Source organism: Methylobacterium sp. SD274 (assembly GCF_017355285.1).
Lineage (GTDB): Bacteria > Pseudomonadota > Alphaproteobacteria > Rhizobiales > Beijerinckiaceae > Methylobacterium.
Genome location: NZ_JADIJP010000019.1, coordinates 56,198 through 78,343, shown reverse-complemented (window position 1 = coordinate 78,343; position 22,146 = coordinate 56,198). Strand labels below are relative to the sequence as shown.

Here is a 22,146-nt window from a genome sequence, read left to right as displayed (position 1 = left end):
TTTGTCCTGAAAGGCGGGCCTCAGCCCTTCGGTGAGGGCGGGGGCTCGCTGGCCTTGGCCTCGACCTGCGCGCCATCGGCGTTGGCCGGTTGCGGCACGGACACTTCCGGGTAGCGCTTACGATACTCTTTGAGGAAGGCCTGCAGCGTATCCGCCTTGGTGGCTCTCTGCGCGATATCCCGGAAGGCCTGGCTCCGCACGGCGTTCGGCTGGGTGAGCAGGGCGAAGGTGCGCGCGTCCATGCTGTCGGCCATGGGGCCGGCGAATTTCGCCCGCAGGCGCTCGAGCCCGAGCACCTCGTTCGACAAGCCGTAGGCAATGGCGGCGCGGATGATGTCGGAGCGCATGGCATCGTCGAGGGGTTTGCGCATGCGCCAAGCCTCGCCGACCATGGCCTCGTGCGCCTCGCCGGCCTCGCGCCAGCGGCGGCCACCCCAAAGAATGTCGGCACGCAGCCGGTCCGCGTCGGGGCCTGACTCCGCTTCGATGGTCTCCAAAGCCAGATCCGTGCGTGACAGGTCGGACAGGGCGCGGGCGCGGATGAGGGCGCGGGCGCGGCGCAGATCCTCGGGAAGCTCGGGCTGGTAGGTAGCATCGATGACCTGAAGCGCCTGAAGGGGCTTCTCGTCCATCATTCTGATGGTCGCCAGCCGCGCAGCGACACTGGCGCGGGCCGGCCCGGACAGCCGGTGGTCGACCTGATGTTGGAGCAGTTCACCGGCTGAATCGAGGAGATCGAGTTCGACCAGCTTGTCCGCGAGGCGGCGCACGATCTCGTCGCCACGGCGGCCGATCGGGGCGAAATCCTTGAAGTCGAAATACAGCGCCAGCGCCTCCACGCCGGACATCTTCGCGCCCTTCTCCGTCAGGAAGAGGTCATCGAACAATTCCTGAGCGCTGTCGTGAAGTTCACGGCTGATCGGCGATCCTGGCGCCAGCGCATCCGCCTTGCGTGACGCGGCAAAGGCCTGCCGCCAGCGCCCGGCTTCCATGTTGAGCTTGGCGAGCGCTGCGATCGTCCTCTGCTCGATCTCGTCGCCATGCCAGGTGAGGAGGAGGGTTTCCAGCCGCTCGATCGCCTCAGCCACCGGGATCTTGTCGAGGGCATGGGCCAGGATCGCGGCGCGAAGGGTCGCCACCGCCGCGATGGGCCGGTCCGCCGTGTCCGAGAGCCGCGTGTAGGTGTCGAGGGCAGCACTGGTCTGGCCCGTCACCTCGTCGATGCGTGCGCGCAGGAAGGCGAGCCTGTCGGTAACGGAGCGATCCGCCGCGCGCGCCAGCGCCGTCGTGATCTGCCGGCCCGCAGCGGCCCAGTCGCCGTTCTCGATGGCAGCCTCCGCTGCCGCCGCGCGAAGCAGTCCCTGCAAGTCGTCGGGATAGCGCTCGATGATGCCGGCCGTATCGCGAAAGGCTGTATCGGCGGCCGGCCAGCGACCCGCCATCGCATCGAGATAGCCTTTCCAGAGCCGTGCTTCCGGGTCCGCCCGGAGGAACTCGTTCTCCAGCGCCTTTCGCGCATCGGCGTAGCGCGCCATCTGGATGTTTGCCACGGTGGTGAGGATGGCGAGTTCGCGTTGTCCGGCCAGAACCGGATCCTCGCTGGCTGCCACCTGAAGGACACCGAGGGCTTCCACGTCGAGCCCGTTGGCGAGCATACCCCTCGCGAGGATAAGTCGCAGCGGTCCACGCGCCGGCCGTGGGGCATCCACCACGTCGTTCAGTTGCTGGCGCAGGTTCTCACCGATATTGCCGCTCCTCGCCGCATCCCAGGGCGTGCGCTCTATGGCGAGATCGCTCACGGCGGTGAGTGCCGGCTCGGCAGGACGCGCGACGCCGGAAACCGACATGCCGCCCTCGCGGCCGATCACGACGCCGTCCATATCCGGCCGCACCAGCAGGTCATCGGCTTTCGCAAGGACGGCGACGCCCTGACGACTGGGCAGCAGCTCGAAATCCACGAACGCCTGGCGTTTGGGGATCCCGGCGGGCTTGGGCCCATAACCGGTCACGACACCGATCCGCTCGCCGTTCCGCTCGATCCATGTCGCTCCGCCCGGATGCGGCAGGCGTATACCGATGCCGATCCGGCCGCTGGCTTCCGGGTTGCGGATCGCCGAAAGCGGTTCGCTGGCCGATAGATTCTCACCGGCGACGAGTTCCCACCCGGTCGGTGCGTCGGCATCGCCAATCGGCACGAGATCGAGAAGGCGCTCGCGGGGAACCCTGAAACTGAGAACGATGAAGGCACCCTGCCGCCGGGGCTGGCTGACCGTCTCGAAGACCGGATCGCCAGCGGGCACGACGACGGTTTCGGCGGTCTCGAAGACGAGGGTAGCGATGCCTGCGCGTTCGAACAAAGCCGCCGCCGGCTGTCGGCTGAACGGGAAAGCGAGGCCGGGGCCGGCTGGCCGCAGGATGATGGTTTTCTGCGGGGCCGTCACCTGCGGGGCACCCACCTGCTTCTGCATCGTTGCGGTGAGCGGCGAGGCGGGTTTCGACGCAGGTTCGGCCTTCGCATCCGCGGCCTTGCCGTCGGCGGAGGACTTACTGTCAGGGGAGGGTTTGCCATCGACGGGCACGGCCTTGGCGTCCGATGGCACAGCTTTGCGGAGAATATCCAGCGTGACGCCGTCATCGTCCCGTCCGGTCCGGATCTCGTAGCCGGCGGCGGGACTCACCATGAGACGGGCGCCGTCCGCGTCGTTCTCGACCGTCAGGGTCTCGATGGCAGGCTTCGTCCGTCCGCGGGGAGCGCCGTCGTCGATGCGCCAGGCACCGGGAATCGTCAGCCGCGTTCCCGATCCGGTCTCGTCGAAGCGAGCGACCGTATCCGGCGGGAGCCGTAAGCTGAGGCGTGTCAGCGTTGGGAGACGCGAGAGTTCGAGGGCGAGTCGCCTCGGTTCCACGATGGGCGTGGCCGCCTTCATGGCAGCTTCTGCCAATTGCGCCCGACGAACAAGGTCGGCCACGATCTCCGGTGGCAGGGGAGGGGGAAGCCCGGACCAATCCTCCGGTAGTAGATCGATGAAGACGTGCTCGCCCGCCGCCTGGACGTTGAGGCGATACGGCTTCTGCAAGGCGATGCGCATGCCGGTCCCGTCAGGGTCCCGCCGCACCATCGAGACGAATTCGGGGATATCACTGACGATCTTTTCCGGCGCAGGAGTGGTGGGCTCGCCGAAATTCACCAGGAGGACGAGGCCGGACATCCTGGCCTTCACCGGAACCGCCGAATTGAAGGTCATGGCGATTCGGGCGTAGCGCCCGACCTGATTGGCCTTCACCGTCAGGAGCCGCGCGGCTTCCGCCTCGCTGGCCCAGACGAACGTCCCCGCCACGATCGAGGTCGCCATGAAGCCGGCCATGAGGTGGCGCCGACGTCTCGCGATTCCGGCCCCCATTCCCATTGCAGTTTACGCCACACCCGGTTGCGCGGAGAGCCGAAGACAAGCCGCCGCGAAACGATACACCGTCGGCGACTCTCCCCCTTCGAGGCTAACGCCCGCCTAACGGCCGCCTGGCGCGCTGTCTCAAAACTGCGCGTCGCTCGAGCGATACTGGCGCGTGCATTCTTTCGAAGCGCGATATCGTCGGATCCGCGCTATCTCGCCCTCCGAACAAACAAAAAGCCCCACTCGGCTTTCGCCAAGCAGGGCAGTTTTCAGAAGGACATTCCTTGGGAGGAATGACCCTTCATATCATGTGAGATCCCACATTTACCACATCGACCCCAAACATCTCCCCGGCTTTCGAGGCTGGGCTACCCTGACGCTCGAGCATATGTCAGCGTTGCCCAGGGCGGACGGGACAGATCCGGTCGATGATCGGCGTTACAGACCGCCGTTTCCGCCGCTGCCACCGCCAGCGCTTCCGCCCCCGGACCGACGTGAGGGCTGGCTGGAATTGCCGCCCGCCGCCGAGCTGTCGCGACCGCTGCGGCCACCAGTATTGTTCGACATGCTGGGGGTGCCGAGCCCGCGCTTCGAGTAGCGCGAGCGCGCATCGGCGGACGTCGTCATCTGGGCGAGCGCGAGAGAGGAAACGGCGAGCGCACAAAATGTGATGGCTAAGGTCTTCATAGGTGCTCCTGCGAATGCCCGGAGGTAACGCGGGAGCGACCGGAAATATCCATACTGGACAATGGAGATCGCGATAGTAAAAGCCCCGCCCGGCATAGGCCGGACGGGGCGAAGTCGTCATATCCCCCTCGGGGCCGAGGGTATGGGTTAGACGCTTCACGGCACCGGAATCATCCCGGAAAGACGGCGGCTGCGCAGATGTCGCACCTCCCCGGCGCGTTACCGCCCTAGATGACGCAGGCTATCGATGGGTTCGGCAACCGATGTGGTATCTGTACGGCCTCGTACTGCTCGCCGGCGTCGCGAACGCTGTGCAGGCGGGACAGAACGGTGCATTGGCGAAAAGCTTCGGCGGCTCGCTGAGTGCGGGCCTCGTCGTGGCAGCGGGAACGGCCACTTGCGTGCTTCTCGTAGGGCTTGCATCGGGCAAGCTCACGCTGCCGACCACGGCTCAGGTCCTCGAGGCCCCGTGGTGGGCATGGTTCGGCGGAGTGCTGGGCGGCGGCATCGTTGTCGCGCAGCTTATGGTGGCGCGTCAGATCGGGGCGGCTCCCTTCCTCGGCATGCTCGTGACGGCGGGCGTCGTCGCTTCGATCATGCTCGATCATTTCGGATGGGTCGGCTTCGAACGCCATCCGGCGACCCTGTGGCGCATCGTCGGCGGCCTACTGATGATCGGAGGCGTAGCCCTGGTGGCAAGCTCCTAGCCCATCGGGCCGAACCCTTACAGCGCCGCCCGTCTCCCGCCGGGCCAATTACTCTCACATTTCGTCCTCAGGAACACCGATGCACCGCTACTTTCCCGTTCTGATCGCCGTCTTCGCCCTACTTGCGGCAGGAATTCTATATGCGTTCGTCCGAAACGGAGACACGGCACATACCGCGCCCGTCCAGCAGACGGCGCCTCGCTGATGCGTCGCCTCATGCCCATGGTGCTGCTGGGTCTGGCTGCGATCCTGGCGGTGATCTGGGTCGGCGTATGGAATTTCGAATCGCTTCGCACGGAAAGGGTCGAGAACGGCGGAGCCCCCGCCGTTCCCGCCTGCGATCCGGACAACAAGGTCGGCAAGGCAATCCTGCCGAACTGCCCGGATGCGTCGATCAAAGCGACGTCCAAACCCTGACACGTATGCCGACGACCGAACTTCGACCCATCCGGGACCGACGACTGTCCCGGATAGACAGTCTGTACAAACGGATCGGGCGGATACCTGATCCGGTCACTGCTTCACGACGAGGCCCGGAAGGGTTTTGCCGTTCGCGCCGAAATTCTCCAGCGCCTTGGCGCAGTTGGCCGGAACGTCCCGCGAATAGACGTCGGCATAGGCCTTCACGCGCAGAATGAGTTCGCCGCCCGCCAAGGCATCGGGCTCGAGACCGAGGCTCCGCACCACCGTCTTGAAGGTCTCGTAATTCGGTTTCGCTTCGGGGCAGGACGCCGAGACGAACTGCAACAGCCCAGCGAGCTTGGCGGCGGTGTTCTTCTGGCGTTCCTCCTTGGTGTCTGGAGGCGCTGGCGCGTCCGGAGCAGGCTGTGCGGCGAGCGGGAGCGTCAGGCTTCCGAACAGGAGCGAGGCGAGCAAGATCTGCTTCATGGGTGGCGTTTTCCTACCTATCTGTCGCATCGCCTGACTGTTTGCCGTCAGTGCGAGAGCGCGCTGGCCCGGGCGAGGGCGGCACCGAAGCCGTTGAGCGGCACGGTGATCGTCGTGGGTTCGGTGGCGTCCTGCTTCGGTGCGAGAATGAGCAGGTTCTTCGCGGTCTTCATCGTATCGGTGGCGAGGGTGGGCAGGCTCACCGGGACGAGGCACCCTTCGGAACTGCAGGTGTAATAGGGGGCGCCCTTGCCGAGGACCGCCTCGTCGATCTTGAAGCTCAACCCTGCCTCGATCTGGAACCCGAACGGCATCAGGATCAGTCCATCGGTGCGGTCGTTCGCCGGCGGCTTGAGCTCGATGGCGAATTCGCGGCGATTGTCGCGCTTCGATCCCTGGGCCTGGACCACCGAGCAGATCGTCGCCTGATTCTCGCGGGAGCAATTGATGCTCCAATCGCCGTAGCTCTCGCTCAGCGCGCTGGCTCCTTCCGGCCACGTCGCCTTGGCGGGGGCGGTGGGCGCAGGCGCGGCTGTGGCGGCAGCGGCCGGTTTCAGTGCGGGCTTGGGTTTCGGTTTGGGTTTGGGCTTCGGCGACGACTCGGCGGCCGGTGTGTCCTGCTCCGGCGCGGCCTCCTGGGCGTAAGCGGCGTTCCAGGCATCCCCGATCGCGGCAAGCGAGATCACGCCGACCAGGGGTAAAACATGTCTCCAACGCATCAAGCGGGCATCCGGCGTTCGAACGAAGTCACGCCTGCCGCCTAGCCCTCCCTGCCTCCGAGCGCAATGCACCGGTTGGCATCGCGATTTATCGCCCACCGGCAATCCGACCCGTTCGCCTTGCCTGATCTACCCGCCGGGTTCAACGCCGCTTGTCCTGGCCGGTGCCCTGGTCGATGGCCGGCAATTCGTTGGGGCCAAGGCCCATGACGACGGGCTGCTGCGTCGGTGTCTGGCCACGCGCGCGGTTGGCCAGGGCCACGGTCAGCTTCTCGGCGGGCTCCGATTGCATCAGGGCCAGGACGTCGGCCATCTTACGCGGGTTCATCGCCAGGACGATGGGCACCAGCACGTCGAGGGCAAGACGGTCGAAGACGCGGGCGGCATCCTTCGGCTTCATCGTCTCGTACATCGTGACGATGTTCTTCAGGGCCGCCCTCTCGGCCTCGGCCTGTTGGGCGCCGGCCCCATCGGGCCTCTCTTCGTTGCGTTTGAGATCCTTCACGCCCTCTTCGAGCTTGCGTTCGGCGGTGCCGAGCATCTGCTCACGCAGGCTCAGGGTCTCGTCACGCTGCTTGAGCGCGTCGCGCCGAGCAGACAATTTTTCGAGGATGGCGCGCTCGCTGGCCGGCATCGGCTCCGCGGGCGGCGGTGGCCGTGGAGCAGGCGGCTCCGGCTCGGCCGCCGGCTTCTCCGGCTCTTTCGGTGTCACCGAACCCGTGGTCTGCGGGTCGGCCAGTTCGTAATTGGTCCGCGCCTTGGCGAGGACCCTGGCGAAGTCCGGCAATTGCCCGCCCGCCGAGGCCGCGCTCGGCCCCATGTCGTCGACCACGATGGCGCCGAGCTTGAGCACGAGCAGTCCGACGGCCGCCATCGTCACGGCATCGATGAGGCGCAGCTTGTAGGGCCGAACCTGGCCGGGACCTTTACGGCCCGGCCGCAGCTTTCCGAGGTGGTTCTGCCCCGCGCGGACGAGGAAGCCGGACTTCTTCATGCGGCGCGGCTCCGCAGGCGTCCAAGGGCGCGCTCGGACATGGCGAGCGCGGCGGCGGCGGCGGCTCCGAGACGCTCGCCGTTAGGGCTCGATGCCGCGACCGGCGCCTGCTCGGGCTGGGTCCGGCTGGCGCGGAGCTCCGTCGGGCGGATGTCGGTGGGGCGGATTTCGACGGGCGGCACCGCGGCTAACTGCGACGGCTGGGAATGCGCGACGATGGCCGAGATGCGGGCGATCACGGTCTGGCCGGCCTGGACATGGGCAGAGAGATCGGCGGCATAGCGCTCCGCCGTGCCGAGACGGTCGGCCAGGGTGCGGTCGCATTCGTCGAGGGTGGCGCGCAAGCCGATGATCGCCCGCTCGGCGGTGGAACTCGCCACGACGAGATCGCCGATCGTCTGGCGCAGGGCCGCTTCATCGGCCTTCATCCGGGTGATGCGCCGGCTCAGGCTCACCGAAGAAACGATGCTGGCGACGAGCAGCACGGCAACGAGGATATCGGCGGCGAGGGTGACGAGGAGGCTCATGGCGCGGTCACCCGTCGTTGCGGTTGTTGATAGAAGCCTCGAAGGCCTGGAACGTGGTGCGCGAGCGCCGCAGCGGCCGCGTGAGTTGCACCGAGATGTTGTCGTCGACCCGGCCGATGCGCCCCTGCGTCAGGGCCCAGTCGCCACAGCGCACGGAGATCAGGTCCGTGGGCTTGGTATCGAACATCAGCGTGTCGCCGACCTTGAGCGACAGCACCTTCTTCAGCGGCAGCATCATCTCGTGGAGGACCGCATCCATCGTCGCGTCGGCCTGCCAGATCTCGGTGGCGAGGTGGCTCTCCCAGACATGATCGCGGCCGAGCTTCTCGCCCATGAAGCTCTGCATGAGCAGTTCACGGATGGGCTCGATCGTGGCGTAGGGGAACAGGATCTGGAGCTGGCCGCCGCGGCCGTCCATGTCGAGCTTCAGGGTGATCAAGATGGCGGCGTTGGCCGGCCGGGTGATCGTGGCGAAGCGCGGGTTGGTCTCGATCCGGTCGATGCCGAAGCGCACCGGGGAGAGGGGCTGGAACGAGAGTTCGAGATCGCTGAGGATGATCTCCACGAGGCGCCGCACCAGCTGCATCTCGATGGTCGTGAACGGACGCCCGTCGAGCCGGGTCGCCGAGCCGCCGCGCTTGCCGCCCAGCAGCAGGTCGAGGGTCGAGTAGGCGAGGTTCGATTCCACCGTGACGAGGCCGGAATTCTCCCAGGCATCGGCCCGGAAGACCCCGAGCAGTGTCGGCAGCGGAATGGCGTTGAGATAATCGCCGAAGCGGACAGAGGTGATGTTGTCGAGGGTCACCTCGACGTTGTCCTGGAAGAAGTTGCGCAGGCTGGTCGACAACAACCGGATCATCCGGTCGAAGACGATTTCCAGCATCGGCAGGCGTTCGTACTGGACGACGCCAGAATCCACGATGGCGCGGACACCGCCGGCACCCGATGCCGACAATTCGCGCAAGGAGAAGCCGAGGACGCCGTCGATCTCATCCTGGTTGAGGATGCGGTCGTTGCCGGCGAGTTCGGGGAGATTGTCGGTCTCCCCGTCCTCGATCATCGTCGCCCATTCGGCGGCGACGTCGCTGGCATGCGTGCTCGTGCCCTGCTCGGCGAGAGCGGCGCCCCACTCGTCGGCGAGCGAGGTTTCACCGCCTTCGGCATTCTGCGCGATCAGGGCGGCTGCCCAATCGTCCTCTTCGAGCTCGTCTTCGGGACCTGCCATGACCGTCTCGATACCGGTTGAGGGGAATTACTGGACGATCACGTCCTTGAAGAGCACGGCCTCGGCCCGTGCCGGATGGATCGCGACATTGACGCGCCGCAGCAATTCCTCGCGGAGCCGGTAGAGGCCAGCCGAGCCGGCGAGATCGCTGGCGCGCAGCTCACGCATGTAGACTTGGAACGTGTCCTCGATGCGCGGCATCAGCGGCTTGACCTCATTCTCTACCTTGGCGTCCTTCAGTTCGAGGGACACCTTGACCTTGGCCACGCGCGGCTTTTCCTGGCCGGGGTCGTTGGCGAGGTTGATCGTCATCTCGCGCACGTCGAGGAAGACGAGGGGCTTCTTCACCTCGACGGCGGCGTGATCGTCGCCGCCCTTCTTCTTCATCATAAAATATCCACCACCACCGCCGGCCAGCAGCAGCACGGCCGCACCGATGATGATGATCTTCTTCTTTCCACCCTTCGGGGCTTCGCCTTCGGCGTCTTCCCCGTCGGCGGAAGGGGTCTTCGTCGGCTTCTTGGCCATGGCGCGCCCCCTTCGGATCTCGTCTCAGGGTGCGTTCGGCGATGTGTGCCCGCGACCCCTTGGAGGGATATATCTGTGGCTACGGTTAACACCTCGTTAAGGAGGCAAATTCTGCCGGGCGGTTCTTGCCGTGGGGAGAGGAAGATCAGCGAACGGGAGCAAGCCGGACTCGCACCAAGCGTCTGAAACTGTTCATCAAAGTCATTTTTCGGCGGATGGCACGGGCCGTGCGGACATGATTAACGTCGCCGCAGCCCAAGGCCTTTCGATCCATGCAGAACGCGCTGTTTGTCGGAGTCTCCAGTCAGGTCGCCCTGCAGCGTGAACTCGACGTGATCGCCAACAACATGGCGAACGTCTCCACCACGGGCTTCAAGGGCCGCAGCTCACGGTTCCAGGAATACCTGATGCCGGTCGCGAGCGCCGACTCGTTCCAGCGGCAGGATCGGCGCGTCTCCTACGTCATCGACCAGGGCACGGCCCTCGACCTCGCCCAGGGGCCGATCGAGCAGACCGGCAATCCTCTGCACGTGGCCGTGCGCGGCGAGGCGTTCCTCGTGGTCCGCACTCCGACCGGAGACCGCTACACCCGCAACGGTGCGTTCGAGACCGACCCTCAGGGCAACCTCGTCACCAGCGACGGCTATGCCGTCCAGGGCGAGGGTGGGCCGATCCAGATCAACCCCCAGGAAACCGGCATCGCCATCGGTCCGGACGGAACGGTCTCCACCAATCTCGGCATCCGTGGTCGCGTGCGGATGGTGACCTTCCCCAACCCGCAGGCCCTCACCAACGAAGGCGCCAACCTCTACTCGTCCCAGGCGGCCCCGGTGGCCGCCGGTGTGAACGGCCGCCTCGAATCGGGTGCCCTCGAACGCTCCAACGTCAAGCCCGTCATCGAGATGACCCGGCTGATGGACGTGAACCGCACCTACACCATGGTCTCGGGCGTGATCTCGCGCCTGGACGAATTGCGGGGCACGGCGATCCGCCGCCTCGCCGACGTCGCGTAAGGAACCCAGGCGATGCGCGCCCTCTACGCTGCCGCCACCGGCATGGCGGCCCAGGAACTCAACGTCCAGGTCATCTCGAACAACATCGCGAACCTGCGGACCACCGGCTACAAGCGCCAGACCGCCCATTTCCAGGATCTGCTCTACCAGAACCTACGCCGGGCCGGTTCGTCGACCTCGGACCAGAATACCCAGCTTCCCGCCGGCCTCGCTATCGGCTCGGGCGTGAAGACGACCTCCACCGCCCGGACGATGTCGCAGGGTCCGCTGGCATCCACGGAGAAGGAATACGACGTCGCCATCCGCGGCGAGGGTCTGTTCCGGGTCACGATGCCCGATGGCCGCATCGCCTTCACCCGCGACGGCTCGTTCGATCTCTCCGCACAGGGACAGCTGGTGACCCGCGACGGCTACCTCGTCGATCCGGGCATCACCGTCCCCAACAATGCGACCAGCGTGACGATCAGCGCGCAAGGTTCGATCCAGGCCACGGTGCCGGGTCAGACCGCGCCGCAGAATCTCGGCCAGTTCCAGCTCTCCCGCTTCGTCAACAAGGTCGGTCTCGAATCCATCGGCGACAACCTGTTCGTCGAGACCGCCGCCTCCGGCCCCCCCATCAACGGCCTGCCGGGCGCCGAGGGCTTCGGCAACCTGCAGCAGAGCTACCTCGAAGAGGCGAACGTGAACGCCGTCAACGAGATCTCGTCCCTGATCGCCGCGCAGCGCGCCTACGAGATGAACTCGAAGGTCGTCACGGCGGCCGACCAGATGCTCTCGACAACGTCGCAGATGTTCCGCGCCTGACGGTGCGGGCGCCTCACTCCCCTGACGTCCCGGCCTCGTCCTTCCATTTTACCCCGCCTCCGAAAGCGTCATGCCATGTACGCCCTGAGACAGATCCCCGCCGCCGAGTCACGGCGCGCCGCCACGCTCACCCCCGGCATCGTGGTGCGCGCCCTCTTCGCCCTGGCGGCCCTCTGCTTCATGACCGTGCAGGTTCTCGCGGAGAACAACGGCCAGCGGCTCCGCCTCCGCGGCGACGTCACGGCACGCGGCGACATCCTGACCCTCGGTGACCTCGTGGAAGGTGCGCCGGCGGATCTCGCTCAGCGCGCTCTGTTCCGCGCGCCGGCGCTCGGGGCGTCCGGCACGATCCAGGCTCGCCGCATCGCCGACGCGATCGCGCCCCTCGGGCTCGGCGAGATCGAGACGGGCGGGCGGGCTCAGGTCTCGGTCCAGCGCGCGGCTCGGCGCGTGGGCCCGACCGAGATCGAGGCCGCGATCAAGCGCGTGCTGGAGACGTCCTACGGGCTCGATCCGCGCAACCTCGCGATCCGCATCGATGGAGAGAACACCGTTCTCCTCGCCCCCCTCGATCTCGACGGACAGGCGACGGCCCTCGACGTCACCTACGATCCGCGCCTGAAGCGGGTCGCTGCCCTCATCACCCTGGGTGAGCGTCAGGCATCCCTGCGCGTCGCCGGACTCGTGCAGGAAATCCGCGAGGTCCAGATTCTCTCTCGCACGCTCAATCGCGGCGACACGGTGAGCGCCGCCGACGTCACCATCGAGCGCCGCCCCCGGGAGGCGACGCCCCCCGACGCCCAGGCCGGGTCGGTCGTCTCCATCGGCCAGGTCGCACAGCGCAGCCTGAGTGCCGGCTCCATTCTCCGATCCGGCGACGTCGCACCGGCGGATATGGTCCAGCGTGGCGAGGCCGTGACCATCGTGTTCGATGCCCCCGGCCTCAACCTCTCCCTGCGCGGCCAGGCCAACGAGAACGGCCGCCTCGGTGCCGCGATCACCGTCACCAATCCCGTCTCCAAGAAATCCCTCGCCGCCACCGTGATCGGCCCCGGCCGCGTCTCGGTCAGCTCGCCCGCCAGCCTCGGCCGCCAGGCCAGCGCGGCGTTCGACGCCGCCCGCTGATCCCACCCGATCGCCTCTAGGAAAAAAGCTGGCTCCCATGACCAACCGCACCACCCGCCTCACCTTCAAGCCGCTCTCGCTTGCCGCTGCCGTGCTGGTTTCGTCGGGCCTTGGCGCTTGCAATACGGCCGATCGGCTGTCGCAGGTCGGCGCCACGCCTACGCTCTCGGCCATCGAGGACCCGACTTCGCAGCCGGGCTACCGCCCGGTGCGCCTGCCGATGCCGGACGTCCAGCCGGTCTCCTACGCACCGAACTCCCTGTGGCGGACGGGATCGCGCGCCTTCTTCAAGGATCAGCGCGCCGCCCGGATCGGCGATCTCGTGACGATCAAGGTGAACGTCACCGACCGCGCCAACCTGAACAACGAGACGAAGCGCTCCCGCTCCAATGCGGAAGGAATGGGCCTTCCCAACGCTTTCGGCCTGGAGAGCAGCGCCGCCGTCGCCGCCGCCGGGATCAGCCCGGACAAGCTGATCGCCGGGACATCGACCTCATCGAGCGACGGTTCGGGGTCGGTCCAGCGCAACGAGACGGTGACGACCAACATCGCGGCGATCGTCAACCAGGTCCTGCCCAACGGCAACCTCGTCGTGGAGGGCAAGCAGGAAATCCGCATCAATTTCGAGGTGCGCGAACTCATCGTCGCCGGCGTGGTCCGGCCGGAGGACATCGAATCCGACAACACGATCGATTCCTCGAAGATCGCCCAGGCCCGCATCGCCTATGGCGGTCGCGGTCAGATCACCGATGTGCAGCAGCCCCGTTACGGCCAGCAACTCGTCGACATCCTGCTTCCGTTCTAAGCCGGAAGAGGCCGGTCAATGGTCGGTGCCGGGCCGGTTCGGGCGCGGCGCGGTGCCGTGATTGTCGACGAAGGCGGAGCGTTCGGGATCTTTCTTGAGCGCGGCGACACGGCGGCGCTGCCACATCGCGACCCCGATCACGAGAGCGAAGGTGGCGAGCGCAAGCACCAGGATCAGAACTTCATTGTCCATTTCGGGATCCTTGATCGACGCGAAGTCGTATCAGTAATCACGAGATGAGCGCGAAGGTTCCGGCGCAGAAAATCAATGCCCTGCCAAGCTTACGCCGGATATCGGGCCCCGATCATCGGATCGAAAGCTCGGGCTCCGGTATCCGCAATGCTTGAACTCCGATGCCATCCCCGACAGAGCCGGCAGATGACGTGAGGTTGGTGCTACTCGTCCCGATAGACGCGCTCGCGCCGCTCGTGGCGCTCCTGCGCTTCCAGGGACAGGGTGGCGATGGGCCGGGCATCGAGCCGCTTCAACGAGATCGGCTCGCCGGTTTCCTCGCAAAATCCGTAGCTTCCGTCCTCGAGACGGGCGAGCGCCGCGTCGATCTTGCCGGTGAGCTTGCGCTGCCGATCCCGCGCCCGCAACTCGATGGCCCTATCGGTTTCGGACGACGCGCGATCGGCGAGATCGGGATGGTTCTCGTTCTCGGTCTGAAGTGCGACGAGTGTATCCTGCGCCTCGCGCAGGATATCGGCCTTCCAACCCACCAGCTTGCGGCGGAAATACTCACGCTGCCGATCGTTCATGAACGGCTCGTTCTCAGACGGAACATACCCGTCTTCGATCTTGACTGTCGCCATCCTCGCCCCTTCGCAAGTCCGTCACAGCCGGTACGCGGCGATGTTTCGCGTGCCTATACTTGAGGGCGCCCCACACTACAACGCACCCGACGTCCCGAACCTCATCTGATTTCATGATGCGTATACCATGCGACAAACACGCAACGGGTGCATCCTCCCGGCGGGGGGCCGTCGGTGGCGGTTCCACCCGGTCGCCGAGGATTATTGGGGTCGGGTCACGGCGCGTCAGATTGGCCCATAGCTGTGGCAATCGAGACCGTACGCAGTCGGACAGGTTGCGCGAATGGCTGTCGCCGGAGCAGTCCCGCAGGTATGCGACTGGACCGTCGTGACCTATACCTGTCTCGTTCGCGCTGGTCCGGTGACCGACGGCTCGATCTCGCCGTAAGCGTGCAACCGAGGCCCTGAGAGTGCCGGAAAGCCGATCTTTGCCGAAGCCGATCAAAGAACATTCGGAGATCTTCGTAGGCGGCAGCGAGATGGCGGCCCTGATGCGGGCCAAGGACTGGTCACTGACCCCTCTCGGCTCGCCGGAAGGCTGGCCGGAGGCGCTGAAGGTCGCCTTGCGGATCCTGCTGACCTCGAGATTCGAGATGTGGCTCGGCTGGGGGCCGGACATCGCCTTCTTCTACAACGATGCCTACCGCCCGACCCTCGGCCTCAAGCACCCGGATTCCCTGGCCAAACCCACCCGGATCCTCTGGGCCGAGATCTGGGACGATATCGAGGAACGTATCCGCAGCGTCTACGATCACGGCGAAGCGACCTGGGACCGTGGGTTGCTGCTTCTTCTGGAGCGCAACGGCTATCCCGAGGAGACCTATCACACCTTCTCCTACAGCCCCGTCATCGACGACGACGGATCGGTGGGCGGCCTGTTCTGCGCGGTCAGCGAAGAGACCGACCGGGTCATCAGCGAGCGCCGGCTCGGTATCCTGCGCCTTCTGGGAGAGAGTCTCGCGCGTGCGGAATCCCGCCCCGACGTTCTCAGTGCGGTCGAGACCAGTTTAGGCGCGGCGCGCCGAGATCTTCCCTTCAGCGCCATCCATCTCTTCGAAGGGAGCAACCTCGCCCATCTCGCCTCCACCACCGGAATATCCCGGGACCATCCCGCATTGCCGGGTGTGATCGATCCTGCGGGCCCCCTCGCCGAATGGTTCGGCGGCACCCAAGGCGAGACGCTCATCGATCTCGATCAGGCGCAGAACTGGCCCACGGGCGATTGGTCGGGGCCGCCGGCGAGAGCAGTGACGCTGCCCCTCGTCGGACAGGGTGGAAGCGCACCGCTGGGCATCGTCACGGTCGGCCTCAATCCGCACCGGCCCTTCGACGCGGATTATCTCAGCTTCCTCAAGCTTCTCGCCGGCCAGATCTCGTCGAGCCTCGCCAGCGTTTCCGCCTACGAGGCCGAGCGGCGGCGCAACGCCGTCCTGGCCGAAGCCGTCCGCATGCGGCAGGAGGCGGCCGAAGCCCTGAGGCAGGCCAACGACGCCCTTCTTTCCGAAGTGCGGCAGCGGACGGCCGAGCGCGACCGCATGCGGTCTCTGTTCAAGGACGCGCCCGGCTTCATGTGTGTCCTGAGCGGCCCGACGCACGTTTTCGAGTATACAAACGAGGCCTATCTCCAGCTCATCGGCCATCGCGACATCATCGGGATCGCCGTCCGTGAGGCGTTGCCCGAGGTCGAGGGCCAGGGCTTCTTCGAGCTCCTCGACGAGGTCTATGCGACGGGTAGGCCCTTCATCGGGCGTAACATGACCGTGACGGTTCAGTTCGGACGGGAGGGCGGCCTCGAACAGCGCGTCGTCAACCTCGTCTACCAGCCGATCACGGAAGCCGACGGAACGGTCAGCGGCATCTTCGCCGAGGGTCACGACGTCACCGACCGGGCCCAGGCCGAGGATGCCCTGAGGCGCCTCAACGAGACGCTGGAGCAGCAGGTCCAGGCCCGCACGAAGGAGGTGCAGGAACGGACCGAGGAGCGCGACCGGGCTTGGCGCCTGTCACAGGACCTGTTGATGGTCACCGAAGCCGACTGCCGGATCGCGGCGGTGAACACGGCGTGGACGACGCTTCTCGGCTGGACTTCCGACGCCCTTACCGGACGGTCCTTCGCGGAACTCGCCCATCCCGATGACCGCGACGCCGTCTGCTCGACCTTCTCGGCCATCGTCACCGAACCGCTCACCGCTCCTTTCGACCTCCGCCTGCGCCATGCCGACGGCAGCTATCGCTGGTTCGCCTGGACGGGCGCGTTCGAGGACGGGCGGATCTATGCCAGCGGGCGCAACACCACGGCGGAGCGCGAACAGGCCGCCGCCCTGGAACTCGCCGAGGATGCCCTGCGCCAAGCCCAGAAGATGGAGGCCGTGGGCCAGCTCACCGGGGGCATCGCCCACGATTTCAACAACCTCCTGACCGGGATCGTCGGCTCCCTCGACCTGATGCAGACCCGCCTGTCGCAGGGGCGGATGGAGAATATCGAGCGCTACGCCAAGGCGGCGATGTCCTCGGCCAACCGGGCAGCCGCACTGACCCACCGGCTTCTCGCCTTCGCAAGGCGCCAGCCGCTCGATCCGAAACTGGTGGATGCCAACGCGCTCATCGCGTCGCTCGAAGATCTCCTGCGCCGGACGATGGGCGAGACGATCGCTCTCGACATCGCCATGGGGAAGGGGCTCTGGCCGACCTTGTGCGATCCGCACCAGCTCGAGAACGCCATCCTCAATCTGGCGATTAACGCCCGCGATGCGATGCCGGATGGCGGCCGGCTCCGCATCGAGACCAGCAACACCGAACTCGACCGAGCCTATGCCCGCCTGCATCCGGGGGTGGAGCCGGGCCCATATGTCTGCATCGTCGTGTCGGATACCGGCACCGGCATGCCGGCCGATGTCATCGCCCGTGCTTTCGATCCGTTCTTCACGACGAAGCCCCTGGGGCAGGGGACCGGCCTCGGCCTGTCGATGATCTACGGCTTCGCCCGACAATCCGACGGGCATGCCAAGATCGATTCCCAAGTGGGGAGCGGCACGGCAGTGAAGCTCTACCTGCCCCGCTCCATCGAAGCGGTCGTGGAGGTGGACGCGGTCGGCGCCGTCGCGGAACTTGCTCGCCTCGGCGCCGGGGAAACGGTTCTGGTGGTTGAGGACGAGACTGTGGTCCGGGACCTCATCGTCGATGTGCTGGAAGACCTCGGCTACCGTGCGATCTCCGCCGCCGACGGTTTGTCCGGCCTCAGGATTCTCACGACCCAGGAGCGCGTCGACCTGCTCGTGACCGATGTCGGCCTCCCCGGCCTCAACGGTCGCCAACTCGCCGATCAGGCGCGTGAAACCCGGCCCGGCCTCAAGGTGCTGTTCATCACGGGGTATGCCGAGAACGCCATCTTCGGCAACGGCCAGCTCGATCCGGGCATGCAGATGATCACCAAGCCGTTCCCCGTGGAGATCCTGGCTGGGCGCATCCGCGAGATGATGGAAAGCTGATCGGAGGGCGCGTCGTCGAGCGCTCGTAGCCCCTCAGCTGTCCTGCGCCGATTGCAGTTTGGCGAGTTCCACCGCCGCACGCAGCTCGATATCGGCGATGAGCCCATCCAGTCGCGGATCACCGCTCGTTCCCGCACGTTCCGAGAGACGGCTCGCGATGGACTGAAGTTCACGTGTCGACACCCGCCCCATCACCAGCGACGCCTTGAGCCGGTCGAGACCGTCCAGAAGGTCATGGCCGCGCCTGGCGAAACGACGGCGACGCTCGCCGGGCTGCTCGTCCTGGCCCTGAAGGGTCAGGATCACGTCGAGCCCCGCCAGAGACGTGGTCGATGCGGTGGAGGCGGCGGTGGAAGTCGCCGCGGTATCATGGCCCAGCATGAAGGATGGCGACGCATCCGCCTTGCGAATGGTCGGCGAGGCAGCGGCCGAAGCCTGCGAGACGAGGCGGTTATCGACGCGCATGGGCCGTCTCCGAAAATCAGGGCGTCGTTTCGCGCATCGGCACGACGATCGTTCCGCCCAGCAGATTCCGCCCTCGATGGTTAATCATCGGTAAACAAGCCGGCAGAACCTGCCGGGTCGGCAGGGAAGGCCGCCCCTTCCATGCCTCGACACCACCAGTGTGAATCAAGAAAATCAATTATTATCAGTCACTTATAAGACCAGATCTGTTGGCACGGTCCTGGCAGACATACCGGTATGTCCGACTTGACCGACATACTCCGTCGACCAGCAAAGCGACTCATGCCACTCGCGATCGCCCGGCCCAAACGTTCCGCTCTCCTTGCCTGCGCAGCCGCGCTGCTGACGCTGGTCTTCGCCATGAACGGGCAGGCTTCCGCCCTGTCACGCGTGAAGGATCTCGCGAGCATTGAGGGAGTCCGACAGAACCAGCTGGTCGGCTATGGCATTGTCGTCGGTCTCAACGGTACCGGCGACACGCTCAACAACATCCCGTTCACCCGGCAATCGCTTCAGGCGATGCTGGAACGCCTCGGCGTGAACACGCGGGGCGCCACCATGCGCACCCAGAACCTCGCGGCCGTGATGGTCACGGCGAGCCTGCCGCCCTTCGCCACGCAGGGAAACCGCATCGACATCACGGTGTCGTCGCTGGGCGACGCCAAGTCGCTCCAAGGCGGCACGCTCCTGGTCACGCCTCTGCTCGGTGCCGATGGCGAGGTCTATGCGCTGGCGCAGGGATCGGTGGCCATTGCGGGCTTCTCGGCCGAAGGCGATGCCGCGAAGATCACCCGCGGCGTTCCCACCAATGGGCGCGTCCCCAACGGGGCGATGATCGAGCGCGAGACGGCGTTCAAGATGAACGACATGCGCTCCCTGCGCCTGTCTCTGCGCAACCCGGACTTCACCACCTCGAAGCGGATCGCGGCCGCGATCAACGACTTCATGGGCGCCGACACCGCCGAGCCCACCGATCCGGCCACCGTGACCCTGCAGATTCCCGCCAAATACAACGGCAACATGATCCGCCTCGTCACCGAGATCGAGCAGCTGAAGATCGAGCCCGACCAGACGGCGCGGGTCGTCGTCGACGAGCGCTCGGGCATCATCGTGATGGGCCGCGACGTGCGCGTCTCCACCGTCGCCATCGCGCAGGGCAACCTCACCGTCACCATCACCGAGCAACCGCAGGTGAGCCAGCCCGCACCCCTCTCGAACGGCACCACCACCGTCGTGCCTCGCACGGGGGTCAAGGTCGATACCGGCGACGGCAACAAGCTCGCCATGGTCAAGGAAGGCGTCACCCTGCGCGAGCTGGTGGATGGCCTCAACGCGCTGGGGGTCGGCCCCCGCGACCTGATCTCGATCCTCCAGGCCATCAAGGCCGCCGGCGCCCTCCAGGCCGATATCGAGGTGATGTGATGAAACCCCTTTCCTTCCTCCCACCCAAGAGGCGCTGACCATGCTGTTCGCCCCCCTCGCCGCCAAGGCCGCCATTGGCGTCGGCCGCGCGCTCATCGGCGACATCGCCAAGACCGTCGGCAACGGCCTGAAGGAAGACGCGGTCAAGGAAAGCGCCAAATCCGCATCGACGTCAGCGACTGCCAGACTGTCGGCGACGGCCGCCAAAACCCCGGCGGAGGTCAAGGCCCGGAAAGCGTCCAACGAGTTCGAGACGATGTTCCTGGAACAGACCCTGGAGCGACTCACCACCTCGGAGGGAACCGACGGTCCGCTAGGCGATAATGGCACCGGCGGAGCGGTCTACCGCTCGATGCTGACCAAAGAATATGCGGGCCAGATGGTGAAGAGCGGCGGAATCGGCATTGCCGATCAGGTTTACCGTGAGATGATCAAGATGCAGGAGGCCGGCAATGCACCCCGGATCTGAGACCAGAACGCTACGGATCGTCGACAAGGCCGGCGCGGACGCGCTGATCGCCCATATCATGGAGACGATGCAGTCGCTGGAGGCCATCCTCGTCGAAGAGGGTAGCCACGTAAGGGCCGGTCGGCTGCGCCAGGGGCTGTCGGACACGGAGCGGAAGACCGCTCTCGGTGCGTCCTATATGCAGGGTCTCGAAGTCGCGAAGGCCAATGCCATCGCGCTGGCGCGCTTTGCCCCGGACTCGATCGAGGGACTTAAATCCGTGCACCAGCGCTTCGCTCAGGTGGTCGAGACCAGCCAGATCGTCCTGGCGACGGCGCGCACGGTGTCGGAGAGCCTGGTCAAGTCCCTGGCCGAGGATATGAGCCGGTCGAGGACGGCGACCGTCTACGGCCGTCCCTCGCAGCCGCCCTCGCCCTACGGCAGGGGCGCGGCTGCCCGGAGCCAGCCGCTGGTTCTGTCCCGCAGCCTCTGACGGCTCAACGCCCGCCCGCGTCGATCCTCACATAGGTGCGGACCGGACCGTAATCCGTGTCCACGCGCGTATCGACGGCCAGTCGGCCGCCGGTGATCGGCCGCGAGGCGGGACCGTCTTCGCGAGAGCGGAGAGCGAGGCCCGTCGTCGCCCGACCACCAATGCGAATGCACGTGTCCGAGCCGGGAATACGAATGAAGCCGGAGCCGTGGCGGGGGCATGGTTTCGCCGCTTGCTGGGGCTCGGGGCGGAGTGGCTCGAGCGCGAGAGCGGGCGCGGCCGACGCCAGGACCATACCGAAGAGCAGGCCATAGGTCCCGATCGTCCTCGCCATGCCTCTCCCTCTCCCCCATTCCCGAGCGATCATGCTGGATAGCTCAGCTTTAACGATGGGTCGATGCCACCTCGCCACAGCGAGACGGTAACCTTTCGGTAAACAAACGTCCTTAATGCTTTCTGACACAGTCAAACGGGAAGCATGGGTCATGGCGGATAAGGTCATCGGGGCGGCGGCGTCCGATCGGTCGCCGGAAGCGCTGTTGAAACAGGCCGTGAGCGGCGCCAAGACGCGGCCGGCGCCGGTACCGGAGGCACGCAAGCGCCTGCCGGCCATCGATCCGCTTCTCGCCGGTGTCGCCGCGGCGGCTCTCGTTCTCGGCCTCGCCATGGGTGCGGGCGCGATGAGCCTTGCCTCCCCGAACGGTGACCTTTCCTCGGAATCCCTGACGCAGATCCAATCCCGTCTCGATGCCCGCCACGCGGATCTCGGTCGTCTGCAGACCGACATCGAGAAACTCGGCAAGGTCCTCGCTCAGGTGCAGGATGCGACCGAATCGGTTCGCAGCGAAGCGAAGAATCGCTCCGCGACGCTCAACGACCGGATCGGAAAATCGGAACAGGCCATCGTGACGAAGATCACGAGCCTCGCCGATCGCCAGGACCAGACCGAGCGCGACCAGACGGCGAAGATCGCGGCCCTAACGGCTCAGATCGAAAAGCGTGCCGTGGCACCGGCTCCGGCCGCACTGGTGATGGCGCCGCAAGCCGCAAAACCGCATCAGGCTGAGCCGACTGAAACCGGCTCGATCCCGGATAAACCGAAGGTCGCCGCCCCGGCCGTGATCGAAACATGGGCCGTGCGGGAGGTCTATAACGGGGTTGCCGTCATCGAAGACCGCCGCCATCGTCTGGTGGAAGTCGGCCCGGGCGATACGATTCCCGGTATCGGCAAGGTCGATGCGGTGGAACGGCGCGGTCGTGGCTGGACCGTCGTGACGAAGCAAGGGCTAATCACGAACCAGACGTGGTGATGGGAACGAAATGAGCGCGCAGGTGCGACTTCAGGAAACCTGAACCTCGATTTCCGGATCACGCAAGGAATGCGGAAAGCGCGGCTCGATGGTCATGGGATGGACCATCGCGCTAGCGCGCGTGATGCGGGTCCGACCATGCGTCAGAGCACGGTCCTGGCTTTCCAGGGTCGGAAACAGGATTGCCGCCAAAAGGGCTTGGCCTTCGAGATCGGCGTCGAGATTCTTGGCTTCGAACACTGGCATTGCGGTCACCGGACCTTGAGCCGTGCGGATTCGCAGGGGTCGTTG

Annotated in this window: 24 protein-coding genes; 11 read left to right on the top strand and 13 right to left on the bottom strand. The window is 66.0% G+C overall.

Annotated features, from left to right (window positions below):
• Positions 1-20: 20 nt before the first annotated feature.
• Together IPV08_RS16570 and IPV08_RS16565 are read right to left on the bottom strand one after the other, a co-directional pair.
• Entirely contained in the window at positions 21-3,365 is a 3,345-nt protein-coding gene (locus tag IPV08_RS16570; RefSeq protein ID WP_246747996.1) for a hypothetical protein, read from the bottom strand.
• 465 nt (positions 3,366-3,830) lie between these two features.
• A complete protein-coding gene (locus IPV08_RS16565) occupies positions 3,831-4,079 on the bottom strand; it encodes a hypothetical protein (RefSeq protein ID WP_056424689.1) in 249 nt (82 codons plus the stop codon).
• A gap of 263 nt (positions 4,080-4,342) precedes the next feature.
• Here IPV08_RS16565 and IPV08_RS16560 point away from each other — a divergent pair, with 263 nt between their 5' ends.
• Entirely contained in the window at positions 4,343-4,786 is a 444-nt protein-coding gene (locus IPV08_RS16560; protein WP_056424691.1) for a DMT family transporter, read from the top strand.
• 204 nt (positions 4,787-4,990) lie between these two features.
• Entirely contained in the window at positions 4,991-5,203 is a 213-nt protein-coding gene (locus tag IPV08_RS16555) for a hypothetical protein (protein ID WP_207412653.1), read from the top strand.
• Between the two features lie 96 nt (positions 5,204-5,299).
• Here the strand turns inward: IPV08_RS16555 and IPV08_RS16550 are convergent, their stop codons facing one another.
• From IPV08_RS16550 to fliL, 6 genes are all read right to left on the bottom strand, one after another.
• On the bottom strand, positions 5,300-5,674 hold the full coding sequence (locus tag IPV08_RS16550) for a hypothetical protein (protein WP_207412652.1): 375 nt from the start codon (positions 5,672-5,674) through the stop codon (positions 5,300-5,302).
• Positions 5,675-5,721: 47 nt separating this feature from the next.
• Complete coding sequence (locus tag IPV08_RS16545) at positions 5,722-6,393, bottom strand: invasion associated locus B family protein (RefSeq protein ID WP_207412651.1); 672 nt, start codon at positions 6,391-6,393, stop codon at positions 5,722-5,724.
• A gap of 142 nt (positions 6,394-6,535) precedes the next feature.
• Positions 6,536-7,387, bottom strand: coding sequence for a hypothetical protein (locus IPV08_RS16540; RefSeq protein ID WP_244478239.1), 852 nt, complete (start codon positions 7,385-7,387; stop codon positions 6,536-6,538).
• Positions 7,384-7,914: a DUF6468 domain-containing protein gene (locus IPV08_RS16535; protein WP_207412650.1), complete on the bottom strand. Its 531-nt coding sequence runs from the start codon at positions 7,912-7,914 to the stop codon at positions 7,384-7,386. Before IPV08_RS16535 ends, IPV08_RS16540 begins: the two co-directional genes overlap by 4 nt.
• 7 nt (positions 7,915-7,921) lie before the next feature.
• Positions 7,922-9,139 carry a flagellar motor switch protein FliM gene (gene fliM / locus IPV08_RS16530; protein ID WP_056424709.1) on the bottom strand — a complete coding sequence of 406 codons (1,218 nt, stop codon included), beginning with the start codon at positions 9,137-9,139 and terminating at the stop codon, positions 7,922-7,924.
• A gap of 27 nt (positions 9,140-9,166) precedes the next feature.
• A complete protein-coding gene (gene fliL, locus IPV08_RS16525) occupies positions 9,167-9,667 on the bottom strand; it encodes a flagellar basal body-associated protein FliL (protein WP_056424713.1) in 501 nt (166 codons plus the stop codon).
• A 272-nt stretch (positions 9,668-9,939) separates the two neighbouring features.
• On the opposite strand from fliL, the gene flgF reads away from it, so the two are divergent.
• The 4 genes from flgF (at position 9,940) to flgH (ending at position 13,414) form a co-directional block, all read left to right on the top strand.
• A complete protein-coding gene (gene flgF / locus IPV08_RS16520) occupies positions 9,940-10,680 on the top strand; it encodes a flagellar basal-body rod protein FlgF (RefSeq protein ID WP_056424716.1) in 741 nt (246 codons plus the stop codon).
• A gap of 12 nt (positions 10,681-10,692) precedes the next feature.
• Positions 10,693-11,484: a flagellar basal-body rod protein FlgG gene (flgG, locus tag IPV08_RS16515; RefSeq protein WP_056424719.1), complete on the top strand. Its 792-nt coding sequence runs from the start codon at positions 10,693-10,695 to the stop codon at positions 11,482-11,484.
• Between the two features lie 75 nt (positions 11,485-11,559).
• Entirely contained in the window at positions 11,560-12,609 is a 1,050-nt protein-coding gene (flgA, locus tag IPV08_RS16510) for a flagellar basal body P-ring formation chaperone FlgA (protein ID WP_207412649.1), read from the top strand.
• A gap of 37 nt (positions 12,610-12,646) precedes the next feature.
• A complete protein-coding gene (flgH, locus tag IPV08_RS16505) occupies positions 12,647-13,414 on the top strand; it encodes a flagellar basal body L-ring protein FlgH (protein WP_207412648.1) in 768 nt (255 codons plus the stop codon).
• A 15-nt stretch (positions 13,415-13,429) separates the two neighbouring features.
• On the opposite strand, the gene IPV08_RS16500 is transcribed toward flgH, so the two are convergent.
• Both IPV08_RS16500 and dksA read right to left on the bottom strand, forming a co-directional pair.
• Positions 13,430-13,606 (bottom strand): hypothetical protein, encoded by a 177-nt coding sequence (locus tag IPV08_RS16500; RefSeq protein ID WP_200919058.1) that lies wholly within the window; start codon positions 13,604-13,606, stop codon positions 13,430-13,432.
• 203 nt (positions 13,607-13,809) lie between these two features.
• Positions 13,810-14,229: an RNA polymerase-binding protein DksA gene (dksA, locus tag IPV08_RS16495; RefSeq protein WP_056424729.1), complete on the bottom strand. Its 420-nt coding sequence runs from the start codon at positions 14,227-14,229 to the stop codon at positions 13,810-13,812.
• Positions 14,230-14,708: 479 nt separating this feature from the next.
• On the opposite strand from dksA, the gene IPV08_RS16490 reads away from it, so the two are divergent.
• On the top strand, positions 14,709-17,717 hold the full coding sequence (locus IPV08_RS16490; protein ID WP_207412680.1) for a PAS domain-containing protein: 3,009 nt from the start codon (positions 14,709-14,711) through the stop codon (positions 17,715-17,717).
• Between the two features lie 33 nt (positions 17,718-17,750).
• Here the strand turns inward: IPV08_RS16490 and IPV08_RS16485 are convergent, their stop codons facing one another.
• Entirely contained in the window at positions 17,751-18,182 is a 432-nt protein-coding gene (locus tag IPV08_RS16485; RefSeq protein ID WP_207412647.1) for a flagellar assembly protein FliX, read from the bottom strand.
• Between the two features lie 360 nt (positions 18,183-18,542).
• Between IPV08_RS16485 and IPV08_RS16480 the strand changes: the two genes are divergently transcribed.
• From IPV08_RS16480 to IPV08_RS16470, 3 genes are read left to right on the top strand one after another with little or no spacing between them, the layout of a single operon-like run.
• Entirely contained in the window at positions 18,543-19,604 is a 1,062-nt protein-coding gene (locus tag IPV08_RS16480) for a flagellar basal body P-ring protein FlgI (protein WP_244478245.1), read from the top strand.
• Positions 19,605-19,644: 40 nt separating this feature from the next.
• A complete protein-coding gene (locus IPV08_RS16475; RefSeq protein WP_207412646.1) occupies positions 19,645-20,073 on the top strand; it encodes a rod-binding protein in 429 nt (142 codons plus the stop codon).
• Complete coding sequence (locus tag IPV08_RS16470) at positions 20,057-20,545, top strand: hypothetical protein (RefSeq protein WP_207412645.1); 489 nt, start codon at positions 20,057-20,059, stop codon at positions 20,543-20,545. Before IPV08_RS16475 ends, IPV08_RS16470 begins: the two co-directional genes overlap by 17 nt.
• A 4-nt stretch (positions 20,546-20,549) precedes the next feature.
• Here the strand turns inward: IPV08_RS16470 and IPV08_RS16465 are convergent, their stop codons facing one another.
• The gene (locus tag IPV08_RS16465; protein WP_207412644.1) at positions 20,550-20,879 is read right to left on the bottom strand and encodes a porin; all 330 of its coding nucleotides are present in this window, start codon (positions 20,877-20,879) and stop codon (positions 20,550-20,552) included.
• Positions 20,880-21,030: 151 nt separating this feature from the next.
• On the opposite strand from IPV08_RS16465, the gene IPV08_RS16460 reads away from it, so the two are divergent.
• Positions 21,031-21,855, top strand: coding sequence for a hypothetical protein (locus IPV08_RS16460; RefSeq protein ID WP_207412643.1), 825 nt, complete (start codon positions 21,031-21,033; stop codon positions 21,853-21,855).
• Positions 21,856-21,885: 30 nt separating this feature from the next.
• On the opposite strand, the gene IPV08_RS16455 is transcribed toward IPV08_RS16460, so the two are convergent.
• Positions 21,886-22,101 (bottom strand): hypothetical protein, encoded by a 216-nt coding sequence (locus IPV08_RS16455; RefSeq protein WP_056454960.1) that lies wholly within the window; start codon positions 22,099-22,101, stop codon positions 21,886-21,888.
• Positions 22,102-22,146 lie beyond the last annotated feature (45 nt).

Excerpts from the sequence above, each read along its gene's own strand:
- IPV08_RS16570 (WP_246747996.1), bottom strand. The coding sequence starts at position 3,365 with ATGGCCGGCTTCATGGCGACCTCGATCGTGGCGGGGACGTTCGTCTGG.
- IPV08_RS16555 (WP_207412653.1), top strand. The coding sequence starts at position 4,991 with ATGCGTCGCCTCATGCCCATGGTGCTGCTGGGTCTGGCTGCGATCCTG.
- IPV08_RS16475 (WP_207412646.1), top strand. The coding sequence starts at position 19,645 with ATGCTGTTCGCCCCCCTCGCCGCCAAGGCCGCCATTGGCGTCGGCCGC.
- flgG (WP_056424719.1), top strand. The coding sequence starts at position 10,693 with ATGCGCGCCCTCTACGCTGCCGCCACCGGCATGGCGGCCCAGGAACTC.
- fliM (WP_056424709.1), bottom strand. The coding sequence starts at position 9,139 with ATGGCAGGTCCCGAAGACGAGCTCGAAGAGGACGATTGGGCAGCCGCC.
- IPV08_RS16490 (WP_207412680.1), top strand. The coding sequence starts at position 14,709 with ATGGCGGCCCTGATGCGGGCCAAGGACTGGTCACTGACCCCTCTCGGC.
- IPV08_RS16480 (WP_244478245.1), top strand. The coding sequence starts at position 18,543 with ATGAACGGGCAGGCTTCCGCCCTGTCACGCGTGAAGGATCTCGCGAGC.
- IPV08_RS16545 (WP_207412651.1), bottom strand. The coding sequence starts at position 6,393 with ATGCGTTGGAGACATGTTTTACCCCTGGTCGGCGTGATCTCGCTTGCC.
- flgA (WP_207412649.1), top strand. The coding sequence starts at position 11,560 with ATGTACGCCCTGAGACAGATCCCCGCCGCCGAGTCACGGCGCGCCGCC.
- IPV08_RS16455 (WP_056454960.1), bottom strand. The coding sequence starts at position 22,101 with ATGCCAGTGTTCGAAGCCAAGAATCTCGACGCCGATCTCGAAGGCCAA.
- IPV08_RS16500 (WP_200919058.1), bottom strand. The coding sequence starts at position 13,606 with ATGGACAATGAAGTTCTGATCCTGGTGCTTGCGCTCGCCACCTTCGCT.
- IPV08_RS16465 (WP_207412644.1), bottom strand. The coding sequence starts at position 20,879 with ATGGCGAGGACGATCGGGACCTATGGCCTGCTCTTCGGTATGGTCCTG.
- IPV08_RS16470 (WP_207412645.1), top strand. The coding sequence starts at position 20,057 with ATGCACCCCGGATCTGAGACCAGAACGCTACGGATCGTCGACAAGGCC.
- IPV08_RS16485 (WP_207412647.1), bottom strand. The coding sequence starts at position 18,182 with ATGCGCGTCGATAACCGCCTCGTCTCGCAGGCTTCGGCCGCTGCCTCG.
- IPV08_RS16565 (WP_056424689.1), bottom strand. The coding sequence starts at position 4,079 with ATGAAGACCTTAGCCATCACATTTTGTGCGCTCGCCGTTTCCTCTCTC.
- IPV08_RS16460 (WP_207412643.1), top strand. The coding sequence starts at position 21,031 with ATGGCGGATAAGGTCATCGGGGCGGCGGCGTCCGATCGGTCGCCGGAA.
- flgH (WP_207412648.1), top strand. The coding sequence starts at position 12,647 with ATGACCAACCGCACCACCCGCCTCACCTTCAAGCCGCTCTCGCTTGCC.
- IPV08_RS16550 (WP_207412652.1), bottom strand. The coding sequence starts at position 5,674 with ATGAAGCAGATCTTGCTCGCCTCGCTCCTGTTCGGAAGCCTGACGCTC.
- IPV08_RS16560 (WP_056424691.1), top strand. The coding sequence starts at position 4,343 with ATGTGGTATCTGTACGGCCTCGTACTGCTCGCCGGCGTCGCGAACGCT.
- dksA (WP_056424729.1), bottom strand. The coding sequence starts at position 14,229 with ATGGCGACAGTCAAGATCGAAGACGGGTATGTTCCGTCTGAGAACGAG.
- IPV08_RS16535 (WP_207412650.1), bottom strand. The coding sequence starts at position 7,914 with ATGAGCCTCCTCGTCACCCTCGCCGCCGATATCCTCGTTGCCGTGCTG.
- fliL (WP_056424713.1), bottom strand. The coding sequence starts at position 9,667 with ATGGCCAAGAAGCCGACGAAGACCCCTTCCGCCGACGGGGAAGACGCC.
- IPV08_RS16540 (WP_244478239.1), bottom strand. The coding sequence starts at position 7,387 with ATGAAGAAGTCCGGCTTCCTCGTCCGCGCGGGGCAGAACCACCTCGGA.
- flgF (WP_056424716.1), top strand. The coding sequence starts at position 9,940 with ATGCAGAACGCGCTGTTTGTCGGAGTCTCCAGTCAGGTCGCCCTGCAG.